This is a genomic window from Bacillus luti (genome assembly GCF_001884105.1).
GTDB classification, from domain to species: domain Bacteria; phylum Bacillota; class Bacilli; order Bacillales; family Bacillaceae_G; genus Bacillus_A; species Bacillus_A luti.
The window spans coordinates 1-1,688 of record NZ_MACI01000060.1 but is presented as its reverse complement, the minus strand read 5'-3'; the positions used below and the strand labels follow the sequence as shown (position 1 = coordinate 1,688).

Here is a 1,688-nt window from a genome sequence, read left to right as displayed (position 1 = left end):
TGCTTGGACGTGCACAACCAATCGCACGCTTCTTCTATCCTTCTGCGTCCCTCCATTGCTCAAACGATAAAGAGGTGGTACAGGAATATCAACCTGTTGTCCATCGCCTACGCCTGTCGGCCTCGGCTTAGGTCCTGACTAACCCTGAGCGGACGAGCCTTCCTCAGGAAACCTTAGGCATTCGGTGGACGGGATTCTCACCCGTCTTTCGCTACTCATACCGGCATTCTCACTTCTAAGCACTCCACCAGTCCTTACGGTCTGACTTCACTGTCCTTAGAACGCTCCCCTACCACTGATACCATTGGTATCAATCCGCAGCTTCGGTGGTGTATTTAGCCCCGGTACATTTTCGGCGCAGAGTCACTCGACTAGTGAGCTATTACGCACTCTTTAAATGGTGGCTGCTTCTAAGCCAACATCCTAGTTGTCTAAGCAACTCCACATCCTTTTCCACTTAATACACACTTTGGGACCTTAGCTGGCGGTCTGGGCTGTTTCCCTTTTGACTACGGATCTTATCACTCGCAGTCTGACTCCTAAGTATAAGTCGTTGGCATTCGGAGTTTGACTGAATTCGGTAATCCGATGAGGACCCCTAGTCCAATCAGTGCTCTACCTCCAAGACTCTTAAACTTAAGGCTAGCCCTAAAGCTATTTCGGGGAGAACCAGCTATCTCCAGGTTCGATTGGAATTTCTCCGCTACCCACACCTCATCCCCGCACTTTTCAACGTGCGTGGGTTCGGGCCTCCATTCAGTGTTACCTGAACTTCACCCTGGACATGGGTAGATCACCTGGTTTCGGGTCTACGACCACGTACTAAACGCCCTATTCAGACTCGCTTTCGCTGCGGCTCCGCCTCTTCAGCTTAACCTCGCACGGGATCGTAACTCGCCGGTTCATTCTACAAAAGGCACGCCATCACCCATTAACGGGCTCTGACTATTTGTAGGCACACGGTTTCAGGATCTCTTTCACTCCCCTTCCGGGGTGCTTTTCACCTTTCCCTCACGGTACTGGTTCACTATCGATCACTAGGGAGTATTTAGCCTTGGGAGATGGTCCTCCCAGATTCCGACGGAATTTCACGTGTTCCGCCGTACTCAGGATACATTCAAGAGAGAATGAAGTTTCGACTACGGGGTTGTTACCCTCTACGACGGACCTTTCCAGGTCGCTTCGTCTACCTCATTCCTTTGTAACTCCGTATAGAATGTCCTACAACCCCAAGAGGCAAGCCTCTTGGTTTGGGCTATGTTCCGTTTCGCTCGCCGCTACTCAGGAAATCGCATTTGCTTTCTCTTCCTCCAGGTACTTAGATGTTTCAGTTCCCTGGGTCTGTCTTCCTTACCCTATGTATTCAGATAAGGATACCATACCATTACGTATGGTGGGTTTCCCCATTCGGAAATCTTCGGATCAAAGCTTACTTACAGCTCCCCGAAGCATATCGGCGTTAGTCCCGTCCTTCATCGACTCCTAGTGTCAAGGCATCCACCGTGCGCCCTTTCTAACTTAACCAAACTAAAAATTAAAAAATATGAGCTACACTGTTATCTAGTTTTCAAAGAACATACATTTATATATGAGAGATAGTTCTCTCAAAACTGAACAAAACGAAACACGGAAACTTATATTGATGAACAGCGTTCATCAATTCTCCATAGAAAGGAGGTGATCCAGCC

The 1,688-nt window shown here is 48.7% G+C and carries 1 rRNA gene; it reads right to left on the bottom strand.

From position 1 onward, the window contains the following. Positions 1-1,524: ribosomal RNA gene (locus tag BAQ48_RS13985) — 23S ribosomal RNA — on the bottom strand; the annotation flags it as partial. Positions 1,525-1,688: the final 164 nt, after the last annotated feature.